Below are 24,605 nucleotides of genomic sequence, written 5' to 3' on the forward strand. Positions count from 1 at the left end.
TCCTCAGGCCCAAATGGCGACCGGAATGCCGAAACGATCGGCGAGCGGCGGATCCGGAAACGGCATTGCCTCGCCTCTGACGATGCGTCCGGCAACCACCATCATCGCCGCGGCATCGAGGAAATCGTCGGCGGCCGCGCCGCGCGGCGGCGTCTGGTCGAGAAAATCCTGGCTATAACCATGCCGGGCAAGCAGCGCCTTGCGTTCGGCCATGCCGGCCGGATTGATGTTGCCCCTGATCTTCTTTGGCAGGCGCATCGCCCGGTCGCCGTTCAGTTTGCAGAAGGCAACTTCCGGATGCGATTCGAACACGCGGCTGCGTAGTTCGGGGCGCGCGATCAGCAGCGAATCGATCTCACGGATCTTGGCGAAGATGCCGAAGGCCTGGATCGAGACACCGCGCGGCGGATCTGAGGTCGTCTTGGCTACCTCACTTGCCTTGCGATGTGCGGCGTACCAGGCGTCGACCGTGGTGAAGGCTTCGATCTCCGCGTAGAGCGCGGCGCGGGAGGGGGTGGCAAAGACACTGGACTGCCGGGCCCCAAGCAGCGGCCGCACCAGCGCCTCCGGGCCGCGACCGCCTCTTTGGGAGAAATCGGGCAGGCCGATTGGCATATCGACCGCTACCAACGAGTCGGCGGGCAGTCGGTCGAGCAACGCCGCGAAGCTTGGGAAAACGGCTGTCGACGGTGCCGCACCGGGATCGCGGCGGACGGCTATCCAGCCGGCCTTGCAACCGTCGACGCCGACAAGCACAACACCCCAGGGCATAACATCGTCGGGCGCAACGTCCTTGGGCGCACCATCCTGGGGCACGGCGTCTTCGGCCTGCGTCACGCCCGGCGGTCCCGTTCCGGATGCAGGAGATGGCGAAGCTGCACCATCGCCATCGGGTGCGACAGGCTCTGGGCATCGGTCTCGAGCTGCAACTCGTCGCCGCCGCGCTTGGCGGTCCGCGCCAGGATCTCGTAGACCGCCGCCGTGGTCGATTGCAGCGCCTTGGCGGCCGCCTGGCCGGACAGGATCCGCGCCAGGTAGACGGCCGCCGTTAGGTCGCCGAGCCCATTCGGCGGCTTGTCGATGAGCCGGTGTTCGGCAAGCAGTGCCTCTCTGCCGGCGAGCAGTAAATTGCCGGTGCCGCCGGCCATCATCGCCGGCGCCGATGTGACCAGCATGGCCGGTGGGCCAGCCTGCAGGGCTGCAGCCATTGCCGATTTCAAGTCGGGCAGCGGCGCTCCGGCCATCCATTCCAGCTCGTAGCGGTTGGGCGTGGCGATATCGGCGATCGGCATCAGCCGGTCGCGCATGGCGATTGCGGTCGGCTCAGGTACGTAGAGCCCGCCCGAATCGCCCATCACCGGATCGCAGATATAGAGGGCGTCCGGCGTCTTCGCCTTCACTGCGCCGACCAGCGAAGCGACGGCTTCGGCCTGGCCAGCCTCGCCGAGATAGCCGGACAGCACGGCGCCGACCTCGCCCAGCCACGGCGCGCGCTCGAGGTCGGCCATCAGCGCCTTGAACTGGTCCAGCGGCGGCACGATGCGGGTGGCCCGGCCATGGCCCGGATGCCAGGGCAGGATGACGGTCGGTACCGCCCAAACCGGAAAGCCGAGCGTCTCCAGCGCAAAGACGGCGGCACGGTTGCCGACCGAGCCACGGGCGACATGGCTGGAGACGACGATGACCGCGCGCGGCGCCTCGGTTTTTTCGGCACTCATTGATTTTCCTAACTGCCCCTGGTGACGAAAAACACGAGCCAGATCAACAGGCCGATGGCAATAAGCAAGCCCGCTGCCCGACCGATGCGGGTGCCCCAATATTCGATCGGGTCCGACCGGTCGGCATCGGCCGCGGTGACGTGGTCGCGCGCGCCTTTAGTGGTTCGTGCAAGGAACGAGGTGCCCCCCGGGTCGGTCTCGCGCGCCACCCGTTCGATGATGCGGCGCGATTCCGCGTCGCTGTCGTGGCGTTTCGCCATGGTGATGTCCCGTTTTATGCCGAGCTTAACCCGTTCGCCTCGTCTGTCACAGGGCCCGACGGCGAATGGCAGAAACCAGTAACACTTCTCGGCCGAAGTCATTTTCTTACGCAAGGATTGTGCTAATGCTTCGCCTGCCAATGCTATCGAGGGGACTTATCATGCTTGCCCAGCGCCTTTCTTCGCCGCCAATCTTCCGTAATTTAGCTGCGTTCCTGGTTATGGCCGTCATGCTGCCGCTGCTTGCCGGCTGCGGCTACAACACCATTCCAACAGCTGAGGAAAACGCCAAGGCCGCATGGAGCGAGGTGTTGAATCACTACCAGCGCCGCGCCGATCTCATCCCCAATCTGGTCAACACGGTCAAGGGCTACGCGGCGCACGAGAAGGACACGCTCGATGCCGTGGTCGAAGCGCGCGCCAAGGCGACGCAGGTGACCGTGACGCCGGAAACGCTGAACAATCCGGAAGCCTTCAAGAAATTCCAGGACAGCCAGGCCGGCCTGACCAGCGCGCTGTCGCGCCTGCTGGCGGTGGTGGAGAACTATCCCGATCTCAAGGCCAACCAGAACTTTCTGGCGCTGCAAGCACAACTCGAAGGCACCGAGAACCGGATCACGGTCGCCCGCCGCGACTATATCCAGGCAGTGAGAGAGTACAATCTGACGCTGAGGACCTTCCCGTCGGTGATCTGGGCGACCTTGTGGTTCCGCGGCAACCAGCCGTTTGCGAATTTCACCATCGAGGAGGATAAGATGCAGCCGCCGAAGGTCGATTTCGGCACGCAGCAGGGCGGGTGAAGAACAGCCGGTGAGCGTGGTCCCTATTGGCCTTGCACTCCGTAGCGCCCCCCTCTGCCCTACCGGGCATCTCCCCCTCAAGGGGGGAGATTGGCAGCTTTGGCCTCACCGCCCATCCTGCAACGTTGGAGATTGGCGAAAACAGCCGTGACAGCCGATCTCCCCCCTTGAGGGGGAGATGTCCGGCAGGACAGAGGGGGGCGCGACAGAACGCCAGCCTGGCCTTCCTGCTCGTCTTCCAAAGCCTTCTCCTCCTCCCTCTCATCGCCTTCGCCGCCGACCTGCCAACCCTCACCGGACGGGTCGTCGACAATGCCGGCATCATCGATGCCGCGACCAAGGCGGCGCTGACGCGGAGGCTTGCCGAGTTCGAGACCAAAGGGTCCGACCAGATCGTCGTCGCGACCATCCCCAGCCTCGACGGCGAGGAGATCGAGCCTTACGCCAACCGGCTGTTCCGCGCCTGGAAACTGGGCCAGGCGAAGGAGAACAACGGCGTCCTGCTTCTGGTGGCGCCGAACGATCGCAAGATGCGCATCGAAGTCGGCTATGGGCTGGAAGGCACGCTGACCGACCTGCACACCAAGCTGATCATCGAAAACGACATGGTGCCGGCCTTCCGTGCCGGCGATTTCTCAGGCGGCATCAGCAAGGCCGTCGACGACATGATCATGGTGCTGGAAGGCAATCCCGAAGAACTGGAGGCGCGCGGCGAACGCAACCAGCAGCCGCCGTTCAACAGCGACGATCTGTTCTTCACGATTTTCATAGCCATCTGGGCAATCATCTTTTTCGGCGGCCTCGCAGCCTCCATCCTGCCGCCGATCTTCGGCCAGAAGATCGGTCCCGGCCGCTATCGCTGGCTGGGCATGACCTTCGAGCCAAACCGGCGGTCGTCCGGCGGCTGGTCGGGAGGTTCCGGCGGGGGATGGTCGTCGGGTTCAAGCGGTGGCGGGTTTTCCGGCGGCGGCGGTTCGTCCGGCGGCGGCGGCTCCTCGGGAAGTTGGTGACGAGATGACAAGACACGCCATCAGCCCGGTGGAATCCGGCCGTTTCATCAAAATAATCGGCACCGCACTGTTGGCCATGGCGGTGCTGCTGGTCGGCTTCGCGGCCTTCGCCGCCGCACTGCCGGCGCTGACCGGACGGGTCGTCGACAATGCCGGCATCATCGATGCCGCGACCGAGGCGGCGCTGACGCGGAGGCTTGCCGAGTTCGAGACCAAAGGGTCCGACCAGATCGTCGTCGCGACCGTCCCCAGCCTCGACGGCGAGGAGATCGAGCCTTACGCCAACCGGCTGTTCCGCGCCTGGAAACTGGGCCAGGCGAAGGAGAACAACGGCGTCCTGCTTCTGGTGGCGCCGAACGATCGCAAGATGCGCATCGAAGTCGGCTATGGGCTGGAAGGCACGCTGACCGACCTGCACACCAAGCTGATCATCGAAAACGACATGGTGCCGGCCTTCCGTGCCGGCGATTTCTCAGGCGGCATCAGCAAGGCCGTCGACGACATGATCATGGTGCTGGAAGGCAATCCCGAAGAACTGGAGGCGCGCGGCGAACGCAATCCGGCGAATGACAATCCTGTCGATCCCATCTTCATGCTGTTCATTGTCTTGTGGGCGACGATGTTCTTCGGCGGCTTGGCAATGGCGTTCCTGCCGCCGATCTTCGGCACGAAACTGTCGCCGGGCGTGTACAAGTGGCTGGGCATGACGTTCCGCTACGGCCGTGGGCCAGCTTCGTCATCCTCCGCTGGCGGTGGCTGGACGTCGGGGACCTCGTCCGGCAGTGGCTGGTCGTCTGGAAGTTCCGGCAGCGGTTGGTCGTCCGGAAGTTCGGGCGGCGGGTTTTCAGGCGGCGGCGGTTCGTCCGGCGGCGGCGGTTCTTCAGGAAGCTGGTGAGACATCAATCATGGCAACACGACCGATCAGCCCCGAGGATCATGAGCACATCGCCGGTGCGATCCGCGCTGCCGAATCAAAGACCGACGGCGAGATCTACTGCGTCGTGGCGTATGCCAGCGACGGCTATTTCTTCCCGGCCGCCTTCATGGCGACGCTCGGCATGCTCGTCGCCAGCCTCGCCGTCGGTTATGGGCTGGAAGCCTGGTGGCTGTCGATCCGCTTGCCGCATTTCGTCATCGCCGAGCTTCTGGCGCTTGCCAGTGTGCTCATCCTGTTGTGGGCATTGCCGGCATTGCGCATCCATTTGGTGCCGAGGCGGCTGCGCTACCAGGCCGCCCACGCCAATGCGATGAAGCAGTTCCTCGCCCGCAACGTCCACCGCACCACGGCGCGCACTGGCGTGCTGGTGTTCGTCTCGATTGCCGAGCGCTACGCCGAGGTGGTCGCCGACAGCGGGATCGATTCTCGTGTCGGCCAGCATGTCTGGGACGGTGTCGTCCGCGACCTTACGGCGCATGCCGGCGACGATCGGCTTGCCGAGGGGTTCGTCAAGGCGATCCAAGCAGTCGGTGCGGTACTGGCCGAGCATTTTCCGGTCTCGACCGGCGACAGCAACGAACTGGACGACCATCTGGTCGAGATTTGATCTCGCCAAAAGCGGTTTCGCAGCGTCTCAAGGACGCACCGTCCGGCTGTGTGAAAGCATCGCGGCGGTTGACCGGACTCTTGCAATCGGGCGCAGCGGGTTTATGGTTAACCAATCATGAATACGCTGAGCATCGACATCAGGAAAGCCGAACCGCGCGATGCAGCCGCCATCGCCGACGTGCATCTCGAGGCCTGGCGCGGCGCCTATTCGGGCATCATCCCGCACCGCACGCTGACATCGATGATCAACCGCCGCGGCGCCGACTGGTGGGCGAATGCCATTCGCCGCGCTGCCACCGTCCTGGTCGTCGAAATCGGCGGCAAAATTGCCGGCTATGCGACGATCGGCAAGAACCGCGCCCGCGAACTCAGGCAGCAGGGCGAGATCTACGAACTTTACCTGCGGCCGGAATATCAAGGCATCGGGCTCGGCAGCCGGCTGTTCTCGGCCGCGCGGGCACGGCTGGCCGACCATGGCCTGAAAGGCATGGTGGTCTGGGCGCTGGAAGACAATCAGAACGCACTTGCCTTCTATGCCGGCGCCGGTGGCCGCGATGTCGCCGAAGGCGTCGAGATATTCGAGCAGAAGGCGCTGAAGAAGGTCGCTTTCGTCTGGGAATGACGGCCAGCGTATGATCCGGCCGGTTTTCGGTTCGGACGATCTCCCCGTACCATTCGCCGCATTGCACCATTCGCCGTCGCCCGCTATCGATCTCCAATCGAGAGAGGGATAAAGCGATGCGTATCGAAGCGATTGCCAGCGGAAAGAACCCGCCCGAGGACGTTAACGTCATTATCGAGGTGCCGATCGGCGGCGAGCCGATCAAGTACGAGATGGACAAGGAGGCCGGCACGCTGTTCGTCGACCGCTTTCTGCACACCTCGATGCGCTATCCCGGCAATTACGGTTTCGTACCACACACGCTATCGGGCGACGGCGACCCGATCGACGTGCTAGTCTGCAACACGCGCGCGCTGGTGCCAGGCTGCGTTATCAATGTGCGGCCGATCGGCGTGCTGGTGATGGAGGACAATGCCGGCCAGGACGAGAAGGTGATCGCGGTGCCTTCACCCAAGCTGACCTTGCGTTACGAGGACGTCCACGAATACACGCAATTGCCTGACATTACCCGCCAGCAAGTGCAGCATTTCTTCGAGCACTACAAGGATCTCGAACCCGGCAAATGGGTCAAGATCGAAGGCTGGTACGATGCGGCCTATGCCAAGAAGATGATCGTCGAGGCAATCGAGCGGGCCAGGCGCAAGTAATTATCGGGCGCAAATAATCAGTTGTCGACGCGGCCGAAAGCGGGCGCGTCGCCAAGCACCTCACGCTTGTCCTTGCCGCAGGCGAAGGTGCGTGCCTTCTCGTCGGCAAGCTTGCGCGCCTGATCGTTGGCGGCGGGATTGCCGGTGGCGAGCACAAGGCCGATCGTGCAGCCTTCGTGGGCGTCAGGCTGGGCAACCTTGGCGACGATCAGCACTTCCGTCGACTTGTTCCCGCCCTCGGTATCGCTGATCGAGCGACGTTGAATGACGGCGAACGGAATGGTAGTTTTGCCGTTGGTTTCGATCCGCCACTCGACTTTGGGTCCAGCCGAATTGAGGCCCGAAAAGCTTTCCCAGACAGTGGTCATATCGCCGGGTGGAAAGCCGTAGAACAGCGATTCCCGCGCGTCGTCGTAGGAAACCAGCACCGGGTAGCCGCGATAGCCCGAACAGGCGAGATCGGCCCAGTCGCCGTCGCCTTCTTCCGCTTGGGCATAGATGACGCAGTCCTTCTCCCAATCGAGATCGGTATAGACGCTGGATATGTCGCCGGCCCGGGCCGCCTGGCAGAAACCGGCGAGGGCAAGCGGGATCAAGAGAGCGCGCATGGCGGAACAACTCAGTTCGGGGGGCGCAGCGTACCGTCAAATTTAGCAGCAGCCTAGAGGAAGTCAGGCTGCGCACAGTGGTCTGGTAAAACGGACCACTATTTCTTCAAGCTTGCCTCTATGAGAAGATCGGCGTTGCGGGCCACCGACTGCGCCGGTCCGCCGGCACCGAACAACTGACCGCTAATATAGGCGCCCTCGATCAGCAGCAGCAGCCCGTCGCCCAGCGTCTCGGCGTCGCCGGCGCCCATCGCCGCCGCCATGGCACGCAGGCGGCGGCGCAATTCCTGCTTGTTGGCCTCGCTCACGACGCGGGCCGGATGGCCATGTTCGGGATATTCGACCGCGGCATTGGTCATGCCGCAGCCACGATAATCGGGCCTTTGCGTACGCTTGCCGACACGCGTCAGGAAGGCGACGATCTGCGCGCGCGGATCGCCCGGATGGGCATTCACCGCCTCGTCGAAGCGCTCCCAGAATTCGAGGTCATAGTGCCGAAGGTAGGATGCGGCCAGCTCGTCCTTGGACGGAAAGCTGCGGTAGAGGCTGGGCTTGGTGACGCCGGCACGCCGCACGATCTCGTCGACGCCGATCGCCCTGATGCCTTGCCGGTAGAACAGATCGCGCGCCACCTGGAGAATCCGTTCGGCGGCGCGAGGCGGCGGTGCGTCATTGGCCTTGATCGTTGGTTCAATGCTTTTCATGCCTGGTCTGCCGATTAGCTGGTTGACAATGTTACCGGTCGGTACGTATGTTTCGCGCTCCTGCAACGTACCGGTCAGTAACATGATAACTCAATCCCGCCCGTTTGGCCAGCGCTACGCTTTCGTCGTGGTCGCCGTCATCTTCCTCTGCCTGCTGATCGCAGCGGGCCTGCGTTCGGCGCCGGCAGTCATGATGCTGCCGCTGGAGAACAGTTTCGGCTGGCGGCGCGACGTGGTGTCGCTGGCGGCGGCCACCGGCATCTTCCTCTATGGCCTGACCGGGCCGTTTGCCGCGGCGTTGATGGAGCGGATCGGGCTGCGCCGCACCTTGCTTGCCGCGCTGCTGTTGATGTCGGGATCGACCGCGCTCAGCCTGTTGATGACCAAACCGTGGCATCTGCTCCTCACCTGGGGCGTGTTTTCCGGCGTCAGCTCGGGCGCCGTCGCCACCGTGCTCGGCGCGACCATCGTCAACCGCTGGTTCAAGACCAATCGCGGCTTGGTGATGGGACTGATGTCGGCGTCCAGTGCCACCGGGCTGCTGGTCTTCCTGCCGCTGCTCGCCTCGCTCGCCCAGTCGGGCGGCTGGAGGCCGGTTGTCATCGCGGTCTCGGTTGCCACCGCCTGCCTGCTGCCGCTGGTCTGGCTGCTGGTGCCGGAGCGGCCGGCCTCCATCGGCATGGTGCGCTATGGCGCCGAGCTCGACGACGTGCCGCCGTCACCACCTGCCGCGCAAGGCAATTTCCTCGCGCATACGATGAGCACGCTGCGCCGCGCCGCCGGCACGCGCGTCTTCTGGTATCTGTTCGCCACTTTCTTCGTCTGCGGCTTCACCACCAACGGGTTGGTCGGCACGCACCTGATCGCCTTTTGCGGCGACATGGGCATAGGCGAAGTGCAAGCCGCCGGCCTGCTGTCGATGATGGGCATCTTCGATCTTATCGGCACGACGCTGTCGGGCTGGCTCACCGACCGTTTCGACCCGCGCAAGCTGCTCGGCGTCTATTACGGTATTCGCGGCCTGTCGCTGATCTATCTGCCCTATTCCGGCTTTTCGGCAACCAGCCTGATCATCTTCGCCGTGTTTTACGGACTGGACTGGATCGCCACGGTGCCGCCGACGCTCAGGCTTTCCAACGAGGCGTTCGGCGACCGCAGCGGACCGATCGTCTTCGGCTGGATCGTCGCCGGCCATCAGGTTGGCGCCGCGACAGCGGCCTTCTTCGGCGGCACCATGCGCGAGCTGCAAGGCAATTACGAGCTTGCCTTCCTGATCGCCGGTATGACGGCAATAGCCGCCGCCTGCATCTCGCTGCTGATCAATACCACCCGCCCGGCGTTTGATCCGGAACCGCAGGCGGCATAGGGCGCAATCGGCCGTGCTAATCTCCCCCCTTGAGGGGGAGATGGCCGCGAAGCGGCCAGAGGGGGTCGGTCCGACTGGGCTCGGCCCCTTATCGCCGATGCAGGAGGCCGGCGCTCCGCGCGAGACGACCCCCTTCTGTCGCCTTCGGCGACATCTCCCCCTCAACGAGGGAGATTCGCCAGCCTGTTCACTGTTATCAAACCTTCATCGTTTCGAAATGTGCCTGAAACATTGAAGCTGGAGCTTGGCGGCGACGTTCAATGCCATCCAGGAGACAGCCATGAACAAGATTTCGATGACGCGGCGCGCTTTCGTCACGTCGGCCAGCGCCGTTGGCCTGGTCGGCGCCTCGGGCCTCGCCCTTCCCTATTACTCGCGCGCCAATCAGCGCCCGGCGTTCACCCATGGCATCCAATCCGGCGACGTCGATGCCACCAGCGGCATGGTCTGGACACGCACCGACCGGCCGTCGCGCGTCATGTTCGAGGTGTCGTCGACCGAAAGCTTCACCAATGCCGTCCGCCTGGCGCCGCTCGATACCTCGCCGGCCAGCGATTATACGGTGAAGCGGCTGCTTACCGATCTCGCCTCCGACCAGGACATCTTCTACCGCATGGTCGCGGCCGATCTTGCCGACATCAACGCCGTTTCCGAGCCGGTCGTCGGCCGCTTCCGCACGGCACCTGCCTCGAAGCGCGACATTCGCTTTGCCTGGTCGGGCGACACCGCCGGCCAAGGCTGGGGCATCGACGAGACCGGCATGAAGACCTACGCCACCATTGCCAAGCACACGCCCGACTTCTTCCTGCATTCGGGCGATACGATCTATGCCGATGGTGCGATGAAGGACGAGGTCGACCTGCCCAACGGCGGCAAGTGGAAAAACAAAGTGCTGATCGACGAGAAGCGCAAGGTTGCCGAAACGTTGGACGAATACCGGGCGCAGTGGAAATACAACATGATGGACAGGCATGTGCTGGCGCTCAGCGCCATCTGTCCGACCTTCTATCAGTGGGATGACCACGAGGTGCTGAACAACTGGTCGGACTCGAAGGACCTGAGCGCCGACGATCGCTACACTGAAAAATCCATCCATGTGCTGGCGGCACGTGCGGCGCGCGCCTTCCACGAAATGACGACGATCCGTTACGAGCCGTCGGAGCCCGGCCGCGTCTACCGCAAGATCGCCTATGGTCCGCTGCTCGACGTGTTCTTCCTCGACATGCGTTCCTACCGCGGCCCCAACGGTCCGGATATGCAGGAGACGATGACGCCGCAATCGCGCATCCTCGGTGAACAGCAGATCAAGTGGCTGAAGCGTGAACTGGCGAATTCCAACGCAACCTGGAAAATCATCGCCGCCGACATGCCGCTCGGCCTCGTCGTCTGGAACGACGGCACCAAGAAGGTAGGGGCCGAGGCGGTCAGCAATGGCGACAATGGCCCGGCCAAAGGGCGTGAGCTGGAAATTGCCGACCTTCTTCGCTATATAAAGAATGCGGGTATCAGCAACACTGTCTGGCTCACCGCAGACGTGCATTACACAGCCGCGCATTACTACAATCCGGACAAGGCGCAGTTCCAGGACTTCAATCCGTTTTGGGAATTCGTTTCGGGTCCGATCCATTCCGGCACGTTCGGGCCTAATGGTTTCGATATGACATTCGGCCCGGAGCTGAAGTTCATAAAGGCACCAACTGCCGAACAGGGTCAAAACCTGCCGCCTTCGGCCGGCCTGCAGTTCTTCGGGCTCGTCGAAATCGATGGCGCCACCGAGCAGTTGACGGTGCGGCTGATGGATCGCGACGACAGCGAACTCTACAAGGTCACGCTCGATCCGGTGCGGTCGGCGTGAGCGACGGCGTCACTACCCTCGGGCCAGCCCGAGGGTAGGACGTATATCAATCGGGATAGCAGACGACGGGAATGTTGGGCCAGACGGCGCTGTCGCATCCGGCATTTTGCTGCCGCTGCTTGAAGGCGGCGCTGACCGGCCCGGTCACCACCGGATCGACGCCATCGGGAGCATCGGCAAAAAGCTGCTCCGCCGACGGCTTGTCGGACGGCAAAGCAGACCGCGTCTCCTTGAACGACGCCGCCGACTGCGCCGCGCCGGCCGCGAGGAGGACGGCGAGCGCGGTACATGCCAAAATCGGCCGGAGTTTGATGCCTATCTCGATCATGAAATTCGAACTGTCCGGACCATGAAAGGTTCCGCCTTGGTTAATAATTCCACTTCACACCAAGACATTTAAGATTTGGTGACTTTATTTGGTGGCTCGCCTCCTCTTTCGCAATTGCGAAAAACCCTGTATGAGCCGCCCAACCGAAAGAGGCAGCGCCTTTTGGCCTGCTGCCTGCAACGCTCCCGAGACCGAAACATGAAAATCCGCAATATCGCGATCATCGCGCACGTCGACCATGGAAAAACCACCCTCGTCGACCAGCTTCTGAAACAGTCCGGCTCGTTCCGCGACAACCAGCGCGTCGCCGAGCGCGCCATGGATTCGAACGACCTCGAAAAGGAACGCGGCATCACCATCCTGGCCAAGGCGACCTCGGTCGACTGGAAGGACACCCGCATCAACATCGTCGACACGCCCGGCCACGCCGACTTCGGCGGCGAGGTCGAGCGCATTCTGTCGATGGTGGATTCGGCCATCGTGCTGGTCGACGCCGCCGAGGGGCCGATGCCGCAGACCAAATTCGTGGTCGGCAAGGCACTCAAGGTTGGACTGAAGCCGATCGTCGTCATCAACAAGATCGACCGGCCAGATGCCCGCCACGTCGAAGTGGTCAACGAGGTGTTCGATCTTTTTGCAGCACTTGACGCCACCGACGAGCAGCTCGACTTCCCTATCCTTTATGGTTCAGGCCGCGACGGCTGGGTCTCGGAAAACCCCGAAGGTCCGAAGGACCAGGCTCTGGCGCCGCTGTTCGACCTCGTCATCAAGCACGTGCCGGCGCCGACCGTTCATCCCGGCCCGTTCCGCATGATCGGCACCATCCTGGAAGCCAATCCGTTCCTCGGCCGCATCATCACCGGCCGTATCGAATCCGGCACGCTGAAATCCAACCAGGCGGTCAAGGTGCTGCACCATGACGGCACCCAGGTCGAAACCGGCCGAATCTCGAAAATCCTTGCTTTCCGCGGGCTGGAGCGCCAGCCCATCGACGAGGCGCAGGCGGGCGACATCGTCGCTATTGCCGGCCTGTCGAAGGGCACCGTCGCCGACACGTTCTGCGACCTGTCGGTGACCGAGCCGCTGCACGCGCAGCCGATCGATCCGCCGACCGTGACGATGTCTTTCCTGGTCAACGATTCGCCGCTGGCCGGTACCGAAGGCGACAAGGTGACCAGCCGCGTCATCCGCGACCGCCTGCTGCGCGAGGCAGAAGGCAATGTCGCGCTGAAGATCGAGGAATCACCTGACAAGGATTCGTTCTTCGTTTCCGGCCGCGGCGAATTGCAGCTGGCCGTGCTGATCGAGACGATGCGCCGCGAAGGTTTTGAGATCGCCGTGTCGCGGCCGCGCGTCGTCATGCAGAAGGGCGACAGCGGAGAATTGCTGGAGCCGGTCGAGGAAGTCGTCATCGACGTCGACGAGGAGCATGCCGGCGTCGTCGTGCAGAAGATGTCGGAGCGCAAGGCCGAGATGGTCGAGCTTCGCCCTTCGGGCGGCAATCGCCAGCGCATCGTCTTTCACGCACCGACGCGCGGGTTGATCGGCTACCAGTCGGAACTGTTGACCGACACGCGCGGCACCGCTGTGATGAACCGGCTGTTCCATGCCTATGAACCTTACAAGGGTGAGCTGCCGGGCCGTACCAACGGCGTGCTGATCTCCAACGAACAGGGTGAATCGGTGGCCTACGCCATGTGGAACCTGGAAGACCGCGGCCCGATGGTCATCGACCCCGGCGTCAAGGTCTATCAGGGCATGATCATCGGCATCCATTCCAGGGACAACGACCTCGAAGTCAACGTGCTCAAGGGCAAGAAGCTGACCAACATCCGCGCCGCCGGCAAGGACGAGGCGGTGAAGCTGACACCGCCGATCCGCATGACGCTGGAACGCGCGCTGGCCTGGATCCAGGACGACGAGCTGGTCGAAGTGACGCCGAAGACCATCCGCCTGCGCAAGCTCTATCTCGATCCGAACGAGCGCAAGCGTTTTGAGAAGTCGGCGAAAGTGGTCGGCGCGGCATAAAGGGCAATACCGCGCAATGAGCGGTAAACTCGTCATGGCTGTCATATACGACAATCGACCCGAGGCCGAAGTTTGCGTGTCGATGCTCGACGCTTATGGAATTTATGCTCTCGCGAATTATCTTCTCGACACGGGCAGGCTTGGCTTGATCCATGTGCAAGTCGCCGACAGCGATCTCGATACGGCCAAGGGTTTGATTGGCTCGGCCTCCAAAGAGGGCGACTGACCCCTGGCCGTAACTGTCTCTGATTACGGGTGCCCTTGCCGTCGCCTCATCCACCTGCAGCCGAAATGATTTCGTCCCGGTCTGGTTCGCCAGACAGGTGGATCCGGATCGCCGTTCCCGCCCGCGCCGGCCGGCGCAAGGCTTTGGCCCCGTCCGGACCAACCACCTGCAATCGCTTCTCTTCCCAAACCTGTAGCCGCGATCGCGGGACACCGAGTTCGCTGGCCAGCAACCGGTCGAGCCGCAGCGTTGTCGGCATTTCGAGCCAGAGCTGAAGTTCGAGAGCGCTGGTATTTTCCGGCCTGTCCCCGAGCACCTGCTTATGAACGATGGCTTCGGGAAACTCCTCGACGCGCCCGATACTGCTTCGCAATGCGGCAACATCGAAAGCATGGCGCCGCGCCAGGACCGGATCATTGCTTTCGAGCGCCTGCAATATTGCCGGTTCGATATCGCGGCGGCTGCAGCGCTCCAGAATGCCGAAATTCCAGGAATTGTCGCAGTCGATGCAGCGGTAGATCAACCAGGCGTGAATGCGCTTGCCGTTGGCATTGACCCGGAATTTGCCGCTGCAGCGATAGGCTTTCAGGCCGCCGCAGCGATTGCAGTTGAGGTGAGGTCGAGGTGCGGTCTTGGGTGTGATCGCCCAGCGGATACGCAGTATCGAAGGCATGCCGAAAAGCCCTTCCCGTCGGGAAGTTCGTCAGATCGGCGATATCGAGAACCCTTGCGGGCACGGCGTGGCGAGAGACTGCGGTAGTTGGAAATCAGGTGTCGCGGGTGGTTATGCGCGACAGCGGTTCAGCAGTGCCAAACCGGTCTCGAACCGCCACCCGAGGAACACATGATGTGAAAACAGGCATCGCGACTGCGACGCCCTGCTCTGTGTTGGGGGAGTTGACGAGACCGGCGGTTACGTAGGCAAAGTGAAGCTCGGAAAGGATTTCGGAACGACATCTCTAGCCGTGAGGTGCCTGGCCGACAAGCCTTCTTTCGGTAGACGCTACCGTCGCCGGAACAGTTGGGTTATGTTGAACGACCCAAACATTTCAAACGAGACCGCGTTATGCATTTCACGTCGCTGCTGATTTTTGCCGGCGCCCTGCTAGTTGCAGCCGGCTCGCCCGGCCCATCGATCGCCGCTCTTGTGGCGCGGGTCATCTCGAAAGGGTTTCGCGACGTGTTTCCGTTCCTGCTTGCCATGTGGATCGGCGAAGCGATCTGGCTGTCCCTGGCGGTGTTTGGCCTCGCCGTGGTGGCGCAGACGTTCCATTTAGCCTTTGTCGTCGTGAAGTGGGTCGGCGTCGCCTATCTCGGCTGGCTTGCCTGGAAGATGTGGACGGCACCGGTCGAGACCAAGGAAGGCGCGCTGCCGCGCGAAGATTCGCCCGTCAGACTGTTCTTTGCCGGCATGGCGGTGACGCTCGGCAACCCCAAGATCATGATGTTCTATCTGGCGCTGCTGCCGACCATCATCGACCTCGGTTCGGTCAGCATGATCGGCTGGGTCGAGCTGACCGCGACCATGGCCGTTGTCCTGGTCGCTATCGATTTGACCTGGGTGCTCGCCGCATCACAGGCGCGCAAGCTGCTCAAAAGCAAGCGGGCGATGAAGATCGCCAACCGCGTCAGCGCCGGAACCATGGCCGGCGCTGCGGCGGCTATCGCGGCGCGGTCCTGAGCCGGCGCGTCAACCCATTTCGATTATCGGCGCAATCTCGACGCTGAAACCCGGGTCCGTCAGGATAGGACAATCCTTGGCTTTGCCGACGGCATCGTCGATGTCTTTCGCTTCGATGATGGTGTAACCGGCGGTCGGATTGCTACCGCCATTGTTCTCGACCTTGCCGCCGGGCAGCAGGGTCTTCGACATGCCGACTGGATTGCCACCGTCGACCACCGCTGAGCCAAGCTTGCCGTACCAGCCGTTCCAGGCATCCATCGCTGCCTTCCGTTCGGCCTCCTCGGTCGGCATCTTGCCCGAGCCGTGATAGACGTAGAGAAATTTCGCCATGTTCTCCTCCTTTGATCGGCGGCATCGAACCGGCATGCGGTCATGCCGCATGCCGATCATCGGACCAAACCGGCAAACAAGCAACGAGAATGCGAAGTAGCTAATATAATGTGCGGTTGGCTCGCAACGGCGGTGCCCTATCGCGCCATCGCATGGTATTCATCGTTCGGCCGCATATCGATTGCCGATGCCAGCCGGTTCGACATGTTGAAGAACGCCGCGGTCGAGGCGACGTCCCAGATGTCGCGGTCGGAAAAGCCGACTTGCCGCAGCGCCGCCCGGTCCGCTTCGACGATCTTTGCCGGCTGCCCGGTCAGCTTCACCGCGAATTCGAGCATGGCGCGTTGCCTGTCCGAAAGCTCGGCGGCGCGAAAATTCATCACCATCATCTCGCCGAAGGCCGGGTCGCCGGAAAGCTGGCGCACCGCCGCGCCATGCGCGACCAGGCAATAGTAGCAATGGTTGACCGACGAGACGGCCACCGCGATCATCTCGCGCTCGAGTTTCGACAGGCCGGATTCACCCAGCATCAAATCATTGTACATGTCGGTGAAAGCGCGCAGCTTCTTCTCGTCGAAGGCATAGGCGAGCAGCACATTGGGAACGAGGCCGAGCTTCTCCCGGCACTTGGCGAAATAGGCCTTGGTCGCGTCGCTCAGCTCCGCTGGTGCCAGGTCAAGCGCGGTAATTTTCTCCGTCATGGCGGATTTCTCCTCGTTTTCGCCAGGCTGCCGGTGAATTCCGACATTTCGTCGCAAGCCGTCAAACCTTTGTCGCCAAATACCCGTCATCTGTTAGCATAGCCGCAAAAACATGTGACGGGAGGGACTCATGGCCAGCGTAAAGTCAGCGAGCCGGTTGAAAAAAGCCGGCGTGACGAGGGGTGAAGCCGCGGGTGGCGAAAAGCCCGGCAGGCTTGCCGACTACTTGCTGGCCCGAGCTCCGGCCGAAGATGTCGCCGCCTATGACGTCATCGATCTCGAACGCGCTGCCGAACTCGCCGGCCGCGCAGTGGCCAGGCACAAGAAGGACGACTGCGTCGTTGCCATAGACGTCGATTCCGGTGTCGTCCGCCAGGGCCGGCCGATGACGGTGATCACCGTCGTCAACGACAACATGCCGTTCCTATTCGATTCCGTCCTCGGCGAGATTACAGAAAGCGCTGGCGAGCCGCTGCTGGTTACCCATCCGGTCATAGTCGTCAGGCACGGCAAGGACGGCGTCGAGGAAATCCTCGGCGATGGCGGTTATGCCAAGGGCGACCACAGCCATGACCGACTGAGCGTCATCCATGTCCATATCGGCCGCCTTTCGGCCGAGCAGGCCGAAGGCCTGGCCGCACGCCTGACCAAGCTGCTCGGCCAGGTGCGAGCCGCCGTCACCGACTGGAAGCCGATGCTTGCCCGCCTCGACCAGGCGATCTCGGAATTCCGCTACTCGCCAGTGCCGCTCGACAAGGCCCATGTCACCGAAGCGATCGCCTTCCTCGAATGGCTGCGCGACGACAATTTCACCTTTCTCGGCATGCGCGAATTCAACTACACCGGCGGCGAGACGAGCGGCATGCTCGAGCGCGCCGAAAAGCCCGGCCTCGGCATCCTTTCCGATCCCGACGTGCTGGTGCTCAGGCGCGGCACCGAAGCGGTGAGCACGACGCCGGAAATCCGTGCCTTCCTGCATGGGCCGGAACCGCTGATCGTCACCAAGGCCAACGCCAAGTCATCGGTGCACCGCCGCATCTACCTCGACTACATCGGCGTCAAGACCTACACCGGCAAAGGCGTGCTTTCAGGCGAGCTCCGTATCGTCGGCCTGTTCACCTCGACTGCCTATACGCGCTCGGTGATGAAAATCCCCTACCTGCGCTCGAAGGCGGAAACCGTCATTGCCAAATCCGGCTTCAATCCAAGCGACCATTCCGGCAAAGCTTTGATCAACGTGCTGGAGAGCTATCCGCGCGACGAGCTGTTCCAGGTTCCGGTGCCGATCCTGCGCAAGCATGCCGAAGCCATACTGGGCTTGATCGAGCGACCGCGCGTCAGGGCATTGGTGCGTGTCGACCAGTTCGACCGCTTCGTCTCCGTGCTCGTCTTCGTGCCGCGCGACCGCTACGACAGCGTCGTGCGCGAGAAGATCGGCACCTATCTGAAGACCGTCTTCGAAGGCCGGCTGTCGGCCTATTATCCGGCCTTCCCGGAAGGCGGGCTGGCGCGCGTCCATTTCATCATCGGCCGCTCCGGCGGCAAGACGCCGAAGGTCGAGCAGGCGACGATCGAGGCGGCGATCCGCGACATCGTACGGACCTGGGACGATGCACTGCGCGAGACCGCGACAGAGACCGGCGCCGATGCGAGACTCACGGCCATCGCCTCGCGTTTTTCGGAAAGTTATCGCGACAGTTTTCCGCCGGCCGTGGCGCTGGCCGACGCCGGGCGCATCGCCAAGCTCGATACGTCAAATCCGATCGCCATCGACTATTACCGTCACACCGTCCAGAAGCCGCATCAGGCTGCGCTGAAGATCTATCACCATGGCAGCCCGGTGGCGCTGTCGCGGCGCGTGCCCGTGCTGGAAAACATCGGTTTCCGCGTCATCAGCGAGCGCACTTTCGAGGTCGGCGACATTCAATCCGGCATGGTCTTCATCCACGACATGGAACTCGAGAACAGCTACGGCAGGCCGATCGACCTCGGCAATGGCGGCGCGCTGTTCCAGGATGCGTTCCTTTCCGTCTGGCGCGGCGATGTCGACAATGACGGCTATAACGGCCTTGCCCAGACCGCCGGCCTGTGGTCGGGCGAGATCACTGTCCTGCGCGCCTATGGCCGCTATCTGCAGCAGGCCGGCATCCCGCAGAGCCAGGATTTCATCGCCGCCGCGCTCAAACGTTATCCCGAGATCGCCCGCGGCCTGCATGCGCTGTTTGTCGCCCGCCTCAGCCCGACGGCCGAGACGGAAGGCGTCGTTCAGGCCAAACATCTGAAAGCCAAGATCACGGATGCGCTGGAAGACGTTCCCAACATTGACGACGACACCATCATCCGCCGTTATCTGAACCTGATCGAAGCCTCGCTGCGCACCAATCATTTCGTTGCCGATACGAAACAGAAAGGCCAATCGCTGGCGATCAAGCTCGATTCGCAATCGGTCGACGGGCTGCCGGCGCCGCGGCCATGGCGAGAGATCTTCGTCTACGGCTCCGAGGTCGAGGGTGTGCATCTGCGCTTCGGCCCGGTCGCGCGCGGCGGCCTGCGCTGGTCGGACCGTGCGCAGGACTATCGCACCGAGGTGCTCGGCCTGGTCAAGGCACAGCAGGTCAAGAATGCGGTGATCGTGCCGGTTGGCGCCAAGGGCGGCTTCTACCCGAAAAAGCTGCCGATGAGCGCCGGGCGCGACGCAATTTTCGAGGCCGGCACGGCCGCCTACAAGAATTACGTTTCCAGCCTGTTGTCGATCACCGACAATATCGGGCTGGACGGCGTCATCCCGCCAGCCGGCGTCGTGCGGCGCGATCAGGATGATCCGTATTTCGTCGTCGCCGCGGACAAGGGCACGGCGACCTTCTCGGACATCGCCAACGCCATCAGCGAAAGGCACGGCTTCTGGCTCGACGACGCTTTCGCCAGCGGCGGTTCGGCCGGCTACGACCACAAGAAGATGGGCATCACCGCCAAGGGCGCCTGGGAAGCGGTCAAGCGGCATTTCCGCGAGATGAACCGCAACATCCAAACCACGCCGTTCACCGTCGTCGGCGTTGGCGACATGTCGGGCGACGTGTTCGGCAACGGCATGCTGCTGTCGGAGCAGACCCGGCTGATCGCCGCCTTCGATCATCGCGACATCTTCATCGATCCCAATCCCGACATGGCGGCTTCGATGGCCGAGCGCCGGCGTATGTTCGCTCTCGCCCGCTCAAGCTGGCAGGATTACGACAAGACGAAGCTGTCCGAAGGCGGCATCGTCGTCTCGCGCAGCCAGAAGTCGATCACCTTGCCGGCCGCCGCGGCCGCAGCTATCGGCCTCGGCAAGACAACGGCCACGCCGGTCGAGATCATGAGTGCCATCCTCAAGGCGCCGGCAGATCTTTTGTGGTTCGGCGGCATCGGCACCTATGTCAGGGCATCGGGCGAGACCAACCAGGACGTCGGCGACCGTGCCAATGACGCGATCCGCATCACCGCGCTCGACCTGCGTGCCAAGGTCATCGGTGAAGGCGCCAATCTCGGCGTCACGCAGCGGGCGCGCATCGAATTCGGATTGAATGGCGGCCGCTGCAACTCAGATGCGATCGACAATTCGGGCGGCGTGAACTGCTCAGACGTCGAGGTCAACATCAAGATCGCGCTGGCTTCCGCCATGCGGAAGGGATCGCTGACGCGGCCGTCGCGCAACAAATTGCTGGCCGAGATGACCGACGAGGTCAGCGCCCTGGTGCTGTCCAACAATTACCAGCAGACGCTGGCGCTGTCCCTTGCTCGCAAGCGCGGCCTTGCCGACATTGCCCATCAGAGCCGCTTCATGGAGGCGCTCGAGGCGCGCGGGCTGCTCGACCGTGCCGTCGAGACGCTGCCGTCGCCGGCGGCTCTTGCCGCGCGCTAAGCGCGCGGCGAGCCGCTCACCCGGGCCGAGCTCGGCGTGCTGCTTGCCTATGCCAAGATCGTGCTGTTTTCCGATATCGTCGCCAGCGACGTGCCGGACGATCCGCATTTCGACCGCGACCTGATGGGTTACTTTCCCGACCGCATGGCAAAGAAATATGCGGCGGAAATCCACGGCCATCGCCTGCGCCGCGAGATCATCGCCCGTGTCGTCGCCAATGATCTGGTCAATCGCGGCGGCCCGTCCTTCGTCAACAGGCTGCAGGAAGCGACCGGGCGCAGTGCCGCCGATGTCGTGCGCACCTTCGCCGTGGTGCGGGATGGCTTTGCACTGCCGGCGCTCTATCGCCAGATCGATGCACTCGATAACCAGATCGACGGGCAGATCCAGCTCGACCTCTATCAGGCGGTCAGCCGGCTGATCTATGTGACCAGCGGCTGGTACCTGAAGAACGATGCCGACACTGCACTGCTCGGGCAGCGGATTGCCGAGTTGCAGGATGCGCGCAAGGCGCTGGAGCCGAAGCTCGTTTCGCTGCTGCCGGCCTTCTCGCGCGAGCGGATCGAGGAGCGGCGGCACAGCCTGTCGAAGGGCGGCGCGCCCGAGAGCCTTGCCGAGCAACTGGCGTTGACCGATGTGGCGGAACTCATCCCCGACATAGCGCTGACGGCGCGGACGGCAAATGCCGGCATCGTCGCTGCCGCCAAGGCGTTTTTTGCAGTCAGCGATGTCTTCCGCATCCCGCGCGTCGAAGATGCGGCGCGCTCGATCACGCCCTCGGATTATTACGATCAACTGGCGCTTTCCCGCGCCACCGACACGATCGGCGCGGCCAGGCGCGGCATCGCGGTGGCGGCGCTGACCGGCCATGCCGAGGCGGCGGATCCGGTGTCGGCATGGTTGGAGGCCGGCGGCGAACGGGTCGGACGCATCCGCGAGCGGTTGCAGGCGCTGACCGAGGGCGGCGACATCACCGTGTCGCGGCTGTCGGTGGCATCCGGCCTGATGAGTGATCTGACGCAGCTGTGAGACGTCTTCCATATCGCGCGGGATTGCCGGGAAGAACTGCGCTATTGAGCGAACGGCGCCCTGCTTTGGGGGGCGCCGGAGCATGATCCCAAAAAGTGACGATCGGCTTTTGGACAAGATCGTGCTCAACAGAAGACGGAGCGTCATTCCGATTCGATCGGCATGGAGCAAGCTCCAGTGGAGGGGACATGGCTGAGATGGCAGTGCAGCGGGCATCGGGACGCGGCATCTGGGGATGGATGCTGTTCGACTGGGCGGCACAGCCGTTTTTCACGGTCGTTACCACCTTCATCTTCGGTCCTTATTTCGTCTCGCGCATGGCCAGCAATCCGGAGACCGGGCAAGCGGCCTGGGGCTACGGCATTGCCGCCGCCGGCCTCGTCATTGCCGTTTTGTCGCCGGTCCTCGGCTCGATCGCCGATCAGACCGGACCACGCAAACCCTGGATAGCCTTCTTCGCCGCGGTTAAAATCACCTGCCTCACCCTGCTGTGGTTCGCCGCGCCCGGCTCTAATCTTTTTCTGGTCGTGGCGTTGTTCTCGCTGGCGTCGGTCGCGGCGGAATTCTCGACCGTGTTCAATGATTCGATGATGCCCCGCCTGGTGCCGAAGAGCGACATCGGCAGGATCTCTAACATGGCCTGGGGACTCGGCTATCTCGGCGGCATGATCGCACTGATCTTCGTCGTTACCGTCATGGCCGGCTCGCCTGAAACCGGCAAGACCGTCGTTGGGCTCGATCCGATCTTCGGCCTCGACCCCAGGCTCGGCGAGGACGCGCGCGCTACCGGGCCGTTATCGGCCGCCTGGTATTTCCTGTTCATCCTGCCGATGTTCTTCTTCACGCCTGATGCGATCAAAGGCATTCCAATCGGGCCGGCGGTGCGCGAGGGACTATCGGAACTGAAGTCGACGCTGGCCGAAGTGCGCAAGCGCAGCGGCATTTTTCGCTTTCTCGTCGCCCGTATGATCTATCAGGACGGCGTCAACGCACTGCTGGCGCTGGGCGGAACGTTTGCGGCGGCAATGTTCCATTGGTCGATTACCGAGATCGGCCTGTTCGGCATCATCCTCAACGTCGTTGCCATCGTCGGCTGCCTGGTTGCCGCACGCCTCGACACAGCGCTGGGTTCCAAGACCATAGTGATGATTTCGCTGGTCATGCTGAGCATTGCCACGATCGGCATCGTTTCGACCGGACCGGGCTATACGCTGTTCGGCGCCTGGGTGATGCCCGGACTGGATGGTGGCGGATTGTTCGGCACGGCGGCGGAAAAAGCCTACATTTTCTACGGCCTGCTGATCGGGCTTGCCTTCGGGCCGGTGCAGGCATCGTCGCGCTCCTACATGGCGCGCAGCGTCTCCGCTGCCGAATCGGGCCGCTATTTCGGCATCTATGCGCTGGCCGGCCGGGCAACCAGTTTTGCCGCACCCTTCATGGTGGCCACGATCACCCTGGCCAGCGGCTCGGCGCGGCTCGGCATGGCGGCGATCGTGCTGTTCCTTGGCGCCGGCATGGCGATCCTGATCGGCACGCCCTATCCGGCGGATCGGCCGGCGGAGTGAGCTGCTCTTGCCTTCTCCCACAGCGGGAGGGTAACGCGTTCAATGCCGGAAATGCCTCACTCCGGTGAAGACCATGGCAATGCCGTGAGCGTCGGCGGCGGCGATGACATCATCGTCGCGCATCGAGCCGCCGGGCTGGATGACGGCTGTGGCGCCGGCTTCGATTGCCGACAAAAGCCCATCCGCGAACGGGAAAAAGGCATCCGAGGCGACGACCGAGCCCCTGGTCAAAGGCTCCGTCAGGCCGGCAGCCTCGGCCGCGTCGAGCGCCTTGCGCGCCGCGATGCGCGAGGAATCGACCCGGCTCATCTGGCCGGCGCCGATGCCGACTGTAGCGCCATCCCTGGCATAGACGATGGCGTTCGACTTGACGTGCTTTGCCACGCGAAAAGCGAATTTCAGATCGGCCAATTCGGCCGGTGTCGGAGCGCGCCTGGTCACCACTTTCAGCTCGAGGTCATCCACCACCGCGTTGTCGCGGCCCTGGACCAGCAAACCGCCAGCCACCGATTTCAAGCCAAGGCGCGCCGCGCGCGGGTCGGGCAGACCGCCGGTGACCAGCAGGCGTAGGTTCTTCTTGGCGGCAATGATGCGGACTGCTTCTTCGGACGCCTCCGGTGCGATGATCACTTCGGTAAAGGTCTTGACGATCTCTTCGGCGGTTCCGGCATCGAGGATGCGGTTCATGGCGACGATGCCGCCGAAGGCCGAGACCGGGTCGCAGGCCAGCGCCTTGGCATAGGCCGCCTGCAGCGAAGCGTCCTCAGCGACGCCGCACGGGTTGGCGTGCTTGATGATGGCAATTGCTGCGGAGCGCGACGGGTCGAACTCGCCGACCAGCTCGAAGGCAGCGTCGGTGTCGTTGATGTTGTTGTAGGAAAGCTGCTTGCCCTGAAGCTGGCGCGCCGTGGCGACGCCCGGCCGCCTGTCGCCGTTGACATAGAAGCCGGCGCCCTGATGCGGGTTTTCGCCATAGCGCATCACCGACTGCAGCTTGCCGCCGAAGGCGCGCCATGTCGGATGCTCGATCTCAAGCGCCTCGGCGAACCATCCCGAAATCGCCGCATCGTAGGTGGCGGTGCGGGCAAAGGCCTTGGCTGCCAGCTTCTTGCGGAAATCCAGCGACAACGACCCGAAATTCATCTCCAGCGCGTTGAGCACCGAGGCATAGTCATCGGGATCGGTGACGATGCCGACATAGGCGTGGTTCTTGGCCGAGGCACGGATCATCGCCGGGCCGCCGATGTCGATGTTCTCGACGATCGCCGCGTAGTCGGCGCCGGAGCGACGCACCTCTTCGAACGGATAGAGATTGGAGACGACGAGATCGATCGGCTCGATGCCGTGGTCGCGCATCGCTGCGGCGTGCTCGGGATCGTCGCGCACGCCAAGCAGTGCGCCGTGCACCGACGGGTGCAGCGTCTTGACGCGGCCGTCCATGATCTCGGGAAAGCCGGTGAGCTCGGACACGTCGCGCACCGCCATGCCTGCCTCGGCAAGGGCCCTTGCGGTGCCGCCGGTCGAGACTAGCTCGACGCCGGCCGAAGCCAGCGCCCTGGCGAAATCAATCAGGCCGGTCTTATCAAAGACGGAAAGGAGCGCGCGACGGATGGGTACAAGGTCGGGCGCGGGAATGTTCTTGGCGGCGACGGCCATGGGCTGGCGGCCTTTCCAGTTCTG

The 24,605-nt window shown here is 63.2% G+C and carries 22 protein-coding genes and 1 pseudogene; 13 read left to right on the top strand and 10 right to left on the bottom strand.

Annotated features, from left to right (window positions below):
- Positions 1 to 3: 3 nt before the first annotated feature.
- The 3 genes from NKH16_RS09985 to NKH16_RS09995 all read right to left on the bottom strand — a co-directional run bounded on the left by NKH16_RS09985 (position 4) and on the right by NKH16_RS09995 (position 1,978).
- Positions 4 to 771, bottom strand: a complete 768-nt coding sequence (locus NKH16_RS09985) for a DUF429 domain-containing protein (RefSeq protein ID WP_352743007.1) — start codon at positions 769 to 771, stop codon at positions 4 to 6.
- Positions 772 to 833: 62 nt separating this feature from the next.
- Positions 834 to 1,718, bottom strand: a complete 885-nt coding sequence (pdxY, locus tag NKH16_RS09990) for a pyridoxal kinase PdxY (RefSeq protein WP_352742850.1) — start codon at positions 1,716 to 1,718, stop codon at positions 834 to 836.
- Positions 1,719 to 1,726: 8 nt separating this feature from the next.
- Entirely contained in the window at positions 1,727 to 1,978 is a 252-nt protein-coding gene (locus NKH16_RS09995) for a hypothetical protein (protein ID WP_352742851.1), read from the bottom strand.
- Positions 1,979 to 2,139: 161 nt separating this feature from the next.
- Here NKH16_RS09995 and NKH16_RS10000 point away from each other — a divergent pair, with 161 nt between their 5' ends.
- From NKH16_RS10000 to ppa, 6 genes are all read left to right on the top strand, one after another.
- The gene (locus NKH16_RS10000; protein ID WP_352742853.1) at positions 2,140 to 2,778 is read left to right on the top strand and encodes a LemA family protein; all 639 of its coding nucleotides are present in this window, start codon (positions 2,140 to 2,142) and stop codon (positions 2,776 to 2,778) included.
- A 167-nt stretch (positions 2,779 to 2,945) separates the two neighbouring features.
- Entirely contained in the window at positions 2,946 to 3,788 is an 843-nt protein-coding gene (locus tag NKH16_RS10005; protein WP_352742855.1) for a TPM domain-containing protein, read from the top strand.
- A 76-nt stretch (positions 3,789 to 3,864) separates the two neighbouring features.
- Positions 3,865 to 4,683, top strand: a complete 819-nt coding sequence (locus NKH16_RS10010) for a TPM domain-containing protein (protein WP_502911686.1) — start codon at positions 3,865 to 3,867, stop codon at positions 4,681 to 4,683.
- Positions 4,684 to 4,693: 10 nt separating this feature from the next.
- Positions 4,694 to 5,332, top strand: coding sequence for a TPM domain-containing protein (locus tag NKH16_RS10015; RefSeq protein ID WP_352742858.1), 639 nt, complete (start codon positions 4,694 to 4,696; stop codon positions 5,330 to 5,332).
- Between the two features lie 117 nt (positions 5,333 to 5,449).
- Complete coding sequence (locus NKH16_RS10020; RefSeq protein WP_023678138.1) at positions 5,450 to 5,956, top strand: GNAT family N-acetyltransferase; 507 nt, start codon at positions 5,450 to 5,452, stop codon at positions 5,954 to 5,956.
- 116 nt (positions 5,957 to 6,072) lie between these two features.
- Complete coding sequence (gene ppa / locus NKH16_RS10025; protein WP_352451245.1) at positions 6,073 to 6,603, top strand: inorganic diphosphatase; 531 nt, start codon at positions 6,073 to 6,075, stop codon at positions 6,601 to 6,603.
- Positions 6,604 to 6,620: 17 nt separating this feature from the next.
- Here ppa and NKH16_RS10030 read toward each other — a convergent pair whose 3' ends face one another.
- Positions 6,621 to 7,211 carry a hypothetical protein gene (locus NKH16_RS10030; RefSeq protein ID WP_352742860.1) on the bottom strand — a complete coding sequence of 197 codons (591 nt, stop codon included), beginning with the start codon at positions 7,209 to 7,211 and terminating at the stop codon, positions 6,621 to 6,623.
- A 98-nt stretch (positions 7,212 to 7,309) separates the two neighbouring features.
- Entirely contained in the window at positions 7,310 to 7,915 is a 606-nt protein-coding gene (locus tag NKH16_RS10035; protein WP_292664336.1) for a TetR/AcrR family transcriptional regulator, read from the bottom strand.
- 82 nt (positions 7,916 to 7,997) lie between these two features.
- Between NKH16_RS10035 and NKH16_RS10040 the strand changes: the two genes are divergently transcribed.
- Positions 7,998 to 9,281, top strand: coding sequence for an MFS transporter (locus tag NKH16_RS10040; RefSeq protein WP_352451243.1), 1,284 nt, complete (start codon positions 7,998 to 8,000; stop codon positions 9,279 to 9,281).
- 280 nt (positions 9,282 to 9,561) lie between these two features.
- Positions 9,562 to 11,136, top strand: a complete 1,575-nt coding sequence (locus NKH16_RS10045; protein WP_352742862.1) for an alkaline phosphatase D family protein — start codon at positions 9,562 to 9,564, stop codon at positions 11,134 to 11,136.
- A gap of 46 nt (positions 11,137 to 11,182) precedes the next feature.
- Here the strand turns inward: NKH16_RS10045 and NKH16_RS10050 are convergent, their stop codons facing one another.
- A complete protein-coding gene (locus NKH16_RS10050) occupies positions 11,183 to 11,464 on the bottom strand; it encodes a hypothetical protein (protein ID WP_352451242.1) in 282 nt (93 codons plus the stop codon).
- A 198-nt stretch (positions 11,465 to 11,662) separates the two neighbouring features.
- On the opposite strand from NKH16_RS10050, the gene typA reads away from it, so the two are divergent.
- Both typA and NKH16_RS10060 read left to right on the top strand, forming a co-directional pair.
- Positions 11,663 to 13,492, top strand: coding sequence for a translational GTPase TypA (gene typA / locus NKH16_RS10055; protein ID WP_352451241.1), 1,830 nt, complete (start codon positions 11,663 to 11,665; stop codon positions 13,490 to 13,492).
- Positions 13,493 to 13,508: 16 nt separating this feature from the next.
- Positions 13,509 to 13,718: a hypothetical protein gene (locus NKH16_RS10060; RefSeq protein ID WP_352821278.1), complete on the top strand. Its 210-nt coding sequence runs from the start codon at positions 13,509 to 13,511 to the stop codon at positions 13,716 to 13,718.
- A gap of 46 nt (positions 13,719 to 13,764) precedes the next feature.
- Here NKH16_RS10060 and NKH16_RS10065 read toward each other — a convergent pair whose 3' ends face one another.
- The gene (locus tag NKH16_RS10065) at positions 13,765 to 14,391 is read right to left on the bottom strand and encodes a DUF1062 domain-containing protein (protein ID WP_352451239.1); all 627 of its coding nucleotides are present in this window, start codon (positions 14,389 to 14,391) and stop codon (positions 13,765 to 13,767) included.
- A 393-nt stretch (positions 14,392 to 14,784) separates the two neighbouring features.
- Between NKH16_RS10065 and NKH16_RS10070 the strand changes: the two genes are divergently transcribed.
- Positions 14,785 to 15,399, top strand: a complete 615-nt coding sequence (locus tag NKH16_RS10070) for a LysE family translocator (RefSeq protein WP_352451238.1) — start codon at positions 14,785 to 14,787, stop codon at positions 15,397 to 15,399.
- 9 nt (positions 15,400 to 15,408) lie between these two features.
- On the opposite strand, the gene NKH16_RS10075 is transcribed toward NKH16_RS10070, so the two are convergent.
- A complete protein-coding gene (locus NKH16_RS10075; protein WP_023678126.1) occupies positions 15,409 to 15,732 on the bottom strand; it encodes a YciI family protein in 324 nt (107 codons plus the stop codon).
- A gap of 137 nt (positions 15,733 to 15,869) precedes the next feature.
- Positions 15,870 to 16,433, bottom strand: a complete 564-nt coding sequence (locus NKH16_RS10080; RefSeq protein WP_352681815.1) for a peroxidase-related enzyme — start codon at positions 16,431 to 16,433, stop codon at positions 15,870 to 15,872.
- A gap of 130 nt (positions 16,434 to 16,563) precedes the next feature.
- Here NKH16_RS10080 and NKH16_RS10085 point away from each other — a divergent pair.
- Positions 16,564 to 21,360, top strand: a pseudogene (locus NKH16_RS10085) (NAD-glutamate dehydrogenase).
- 188 nt (positions 21,361 to 21,548) lie between these two features.
- Positions 21,549 to 22,925 carry an MFS transporter gene (locus NKH16_RS10090; RefSeq protein ID WP_352451235.1) on the top strand — a complete coding sequence of 459 codons (1,377 nt, stop codon included), beginning with the start codon at positions 21,549 to 21,551 and terminating at the stop codon, positions 22,923 to 22,925.
- 39 nt (positions 22,926 to 22,964) lie between these two features.
- On the opposite strand, the gene purH is transcribed toward NKH16_RS10090, so the two are convergent.
- On the bottom strand, positions 22,965 to 24,581 hold the full coding sequence (gene purH / locus NKH16_RS10095) for a bifunctional phosphoribosylaminoimidazolecarboxamide formyltransferase/IMP cyclohydrolase (protein ID WP_352742869.1): 1,617 nt from the start codon (positions 24,579 to 24,581) through the stop codon (positions 22,965 to 22,967).
- Between the last annotated feature and the right edge of the window lie 24 nt (positions 24,582 to 24,605).

Source organism: Mesorhizobium sp. M1307, from assembly GCF_040318155.1.
In the GTDB taxonomy this organism is placed as follows: Bacteria; Pseudomonadota; Alphaproteobacteria; order Rhizobiales; family Rhizobiaceae; genus Mesorhizobium.

What these genes read in the sequence shown, in the direction of transcription:
- NKH16_RS09985 (WP_352743007.1), bottom strand. Translation starts at nt 771, where the DNA reads ATGCCCTGGGGTGTTGTGCTTGTCGGCGTCGACGGTTGCAAGGCCGGC.
- pdxY (WP_352742850.1), bottom strand. Translation starts at nt 1,718, where the DNA reads ATGAGTGCCGAAAAAACCGAGGCGCCGCGCGCGGTCATCGTCGTCTCC.
- NKH16_RS09995 (WP_352742851.1), bottom strand. Translation starts at nt 1,978, where the DNA reads ATGGCGAAACGCCACGACAGCGACGCGGAATCGCGCCGCATCATCGAA.
- NKH16_RS10000 (WP_352742853.1), top strand. Translation starts at nt 2,140, where the DNA reads ATGCTTGCCCAGCGCCTTTCTTCGCCGCCAATCTTCCGTAATTTAGCT.
- NKH16_RS10010 (WP_502911686.1), top strand. Translation starts at nt 3,865, where the DNA reads ATGGCGGTGCTGCTGGTCGGCTTCGCGGCCTTCGCCGCCGCACTGCCG.
- NKH16_RS10015 (WP_352742858.1), top strand. Translation starts at nt 4,694, where the DNA reads ATGGCAACACGACCGATCAGCCCCGAGGATCATGAGCACATCGCCGGT.
- NKH16_RS10020 (WP_023678138.1), top strand. Translation starts at nt 5,450, where the DNA reads ATGAATACGCTGAGCATCGACATCAGGAAAGCCGAACCGCGCGATGCA.
- ppa (WP_352451245.1), top strand. Translation starts at nt 6,073, where the DNA reads ATGCGTATCGAAGCGATTGCCAGCGGAAAGAACCCGCCCGAGGACGTT.
- NKH16_RS10030 (WP_352742860.1), bottom strand. Translation starts at nt 7,211, where the DNA reads ATGCGCGCTCTCTTGATCCCGCTTGCCCTCGCCGGTTTCTGCCAGGCG.
- NKH16_RS10035 (WP_292664336.1), bottom strand. Translation starts at nt 7,915, where the DNA reads ATGAAAAGCATTGAACCAACGATCAAGGCCAATGACGCACCGCCGCCT.
- NKH16_RS10040 (WP_352451243.1), top strand. Translation starts at nt 7,998, where the DNA reads ATGATAACTCAATCCCGCCCGTTTGGCCAGCGCTACGCTTTCGTCGTG.
- NKH16_RS10045 (WP_352742862.1), top strand. Translation starts at nt 9,562, where the DNA reads ATGAACAAGATTTCGATGACGCGGCGCGCTTTCGTCACGTCGGCCAGC.
- NKH16_RS10050 (WP_352451242.1), bottom strand. Translation starts at nt 11,464, where the DNA reads ATGATCGAGATAGGCATCAAACTCCGGCCGATTTTGGCATGTACCGCG.
- typA (WP_352451241.1), top strand. Translation starts at nt 11,663, where the DNA reads ATGAAAATCCGCAATATCGCGATCATCGCGCACGTCGACCATGGAAAA.
- NKH16_RS10060 (WP_352821278.1), top strand. Translation starts at nt 13,509, where the DNA reads ATGAGCGGTAAACTCGTCATGGCTGTCATATACGACAATCGACCCGAG.
- NKH16_RS10065 (WP_352451239.1), bottom strand. Translation starts at nt 14,391, where the DNA reads ATGCCTTCGATACTGCGTATCCGCTGGGCGATCACACCCAAGACCGCA.
- NKH16_RS10070 (WP_352451238.1), top strand. Translation starts at nt 14,785, where the DNA reads ATGCATTTCACGTCGCTGCTGATTTTTGCCGGCGCCCTGCTAGTTGCA.
- NKH16_RS10075 (WP_023678126.1), bottom strand. Translation starts at nt 15,732, where the DNA reads ATGGCGAAATTTCTCTACGTCTATCACGGCTCGGGCAAGATGCCGACC.
- NKH16_RS10080 (WP_352681815.1), bottom strand. Translation starts at nt 16,433, where the DNA reads ATGACGGAGAAAATTACCGCGCTTGACCTGGCACCAGCGGAGCTGAGC.
- NKH16_RS10090 (WP_352451235.1), top strand. Translation starts at nt 21,549, where the DNA reads ATGGCTGAGATGGCAGTGCAGCGGGCATCGGGACGCGGCATCTGGGGA.
- purH (WP_352742869.1), bottom strand. Translation starts at nt 24,581, where the DNA reads ATGGCCGTCGCCGCCAAGAACATTCCCGCGCCCGACCTTGTACCCATC.